This window comes from Streptomyces aurantiacus (assembly GCF_001418335.1).
In the GTDB taxonomy this organism is placed as follows: Bacteria; Actinomycetota; Actinomycetes; order Streptomycetales; family Streptomycetaceae; genus Streptomyces; species Streptomyces aurantiacus.
In genome coordinates, this window is record NZ_LIPP01000451.1 from 1 (window position 1) to 2,110 (window position 2,110).

At 69.9% G+C, this 2,110-nt stretch carries 2 protein-coding genes and 1 pseudogene; 2 read left to right on the forward strand and 1 reads right to left on the reverse strand.

Annotated elements, in window-relative coordinates; translation table 11 throughout:
- A partial coding sequence (locus AOK01_RS38520; RefSeq protein ID WP_157871658.1) for a FadR/GntR family transcriptional regulator occupies positions 1 to 358 on the reverse strand: 358 nt, incomplete at its 3' end.
- 176 nt (positions 359 to 534) lie between these two features.
- Between AOK01_RS38520 and AOK01_RS38525 the strand changes: the two genes are divergently transcribed.
- Entirely contained in the window at positions 535 to 1,809 is a 1,275-nt protein-coding gene (locus AOK01_RS38525; protein ID WP_055520076.1) for an SLC13 family permease, read from the forward strand.
- Positions 1,810 to 1,886: 77 nt separating this feature from the next.
- Positions 1,887 to 2,110, forward strand: a pseudogene (locus AOK01_RS38530) (acyl-CoA synthetase); the annotation flags it as partial.

Below are 2,110 nucleotides of genomic sequence, written 5' to 3' on the forward strand. Positions count from 1 at the left end.
TGCGGCGCTCGGCGGCCAGCTCGGCGAGCTTGGTCTCCAGTGCCTCACGGGCGTCGAGCACGTCGGGCAACCGGCGTCGGCGGTCGACGAGTTGCTCCACCGGTTCCGCGTCGAGGGTGTCGCGGACGAGGTAGGTGCCGCCGCCGTGGCGCACCTCGACAAGACCCTGGACCTCCAGGACCACTATGGCCTGCTTCACGGAGGCGCGGCTCACCCCGAGCCTGGCCGCCAGGTCGCGCTCGGGCGGGAGGCGGTCGCCGGCACCCAGACCGCCCTCGGCCGCATAGCTGCGCAGCCGGTCGAGGACCTGCTCGTACAGGCGCGGCTTGGACCCCATGGGCCGCAGTGCGTCGGTCATGTCCGGTCTTCCCCCTTACCTCATGGTCTGGCGGATGAATGGCTGAGCCAATTTACGTCATCTCTCTTGACGCTTTCCACGGCGGCCATCCAACGTGGTTCAGCCACTCGACCACTCAGCCACTTTTCCAGTCGGACCACCCCCACTCGACAAGGGACCCAAAGACGGGAGCCCGTATGTCCGCCGAACTGATATCGATCCTCGTGCTCGTCGTGGTGTTCGTGATCGCCACCACCCGCTCCATCAACATGGGCGCCCTCGCCTTCGCCGCCGCCTTCGGAGTCGGCGAACTCGTCGCTGACCTCGACGCCGACAAGATCTTCGCCGGCTTCCCCGGCGACCTCTTCGTGGTGCTCGTCGGCGTGACGTACCTGTTCGCGATCGCCCGCGCCAACGGCACCACCGACTGGCTGGTGCACGCCTCCATCCGGCTCGTTCGCGGGCGGGTCGTGCTGATCCCGTGGGTGATGTTCGTGCTGACCGGCGCGCTCACCGCGATCGGCGCGGTCAGTCCGGCCGCCGTCGCCATCGTGGCGCCGATCGCCCTGAGCTTCGCCGCGCGGTACTCCATCAGCCCGCTGCTGATGGGCGCGATGGTCGTGCACGGCGCCCAGGGCGGCGGCTTCTCCCCCATCAGCATCTACGGGTCGATCGTCAACGGCATCGTCGAGCGTGAGGGCCTGCCCGGCAACGAGGTCGCCCTCTTCCTCGCCTCGCTCATCGTCAACCTCGTCATCGCCTCCGTGGTGTTCGTCGTGTTCGGCGGGCTGAAGCTGAGGAACGACGCCGACACCGACACCGACAAGGGAGCGGCCGGCGAGGGCGACGAGAACGACGAGGACGACGCCTCCCGGCTCAACCCCGCCCGCATCGCCACCCTCGCCGCTCTCGTCGCCCTCGTCGTCGCCGTGCTCGCCTTCGACCTGGACGCCGGGCTCACCTCCATCACCCTCGCCGTCCTGCTCAGCACCTTCTGGTCCGAGGACAGCCGCAACGCCGTCTCCCAGATCGCCTGGCCGACGGTGCTGCTGATCTGCGGTGTGCTGACGTACGTCGGTGTCCTCGACGAGATGGGCACGATCGACTGGGCGGGCGAGGGCGTCAGCGACATCGGCGTCCCGCTGGTCTCCGCCGTACTGCTCTGCTACATCGGCGCGCTGGTCTCCGCGTTCGCCTCCTCGGTCGGCATCATGGGGGCGCTGATTCCGCTGGCGGTGCCGTTCCTGGCGCAGGGCGAGATCGGGGCGGTCGGCATGGTGGCGGCACTCGCGGTGTCGGCGACCGTGGTGGACGTGAGCCCGTTCTCGACGAACGGAGCCCTGGTCCTCGCCGCGGCACCCGACGTCGACCGCGAGCGTTTCTTCCGGCAGTTGATGATGTACGGAGGGATCGTGGTGGCCGTGGTCCCCGCCGTGGTGTGGCTCGCGCTGGTCGTACCCGACTGGGGATGACACCCGACGCCCCACAAACCCACGGCTGCTGACCGCTGACGGACGACCGACGACCGACGATCAAGGAGTACGCACGCGTGTCCTCTCTCTTCCCGGCCCTGACCGAGGCACTGGCGGACCCGGACGGCACCGCCGCGCGCCGGTCGGCCCTGCGCTTCGGCGACCGCTCCCTGACCTACGGCGAACTCGCGGCGACCGCCGTCCCGCTGGCCGCCCGCGTCGGGGAGGCCGGGCGGATCGCCGTGTGGGCCACGCCCACCCTGGAGACCGCCGTGGCCGTGGTCGCCGCGAGTTCGCCGTA

Coding starts and splice junctions, on each gene's coding strand:
- AOK01_RS38525 (WP_055520076.1), top strand. CDS start 535: ATGTCCGCCGAACTGATATCGATCCTCGTGCTCGTCGTGGTGTTCGTG.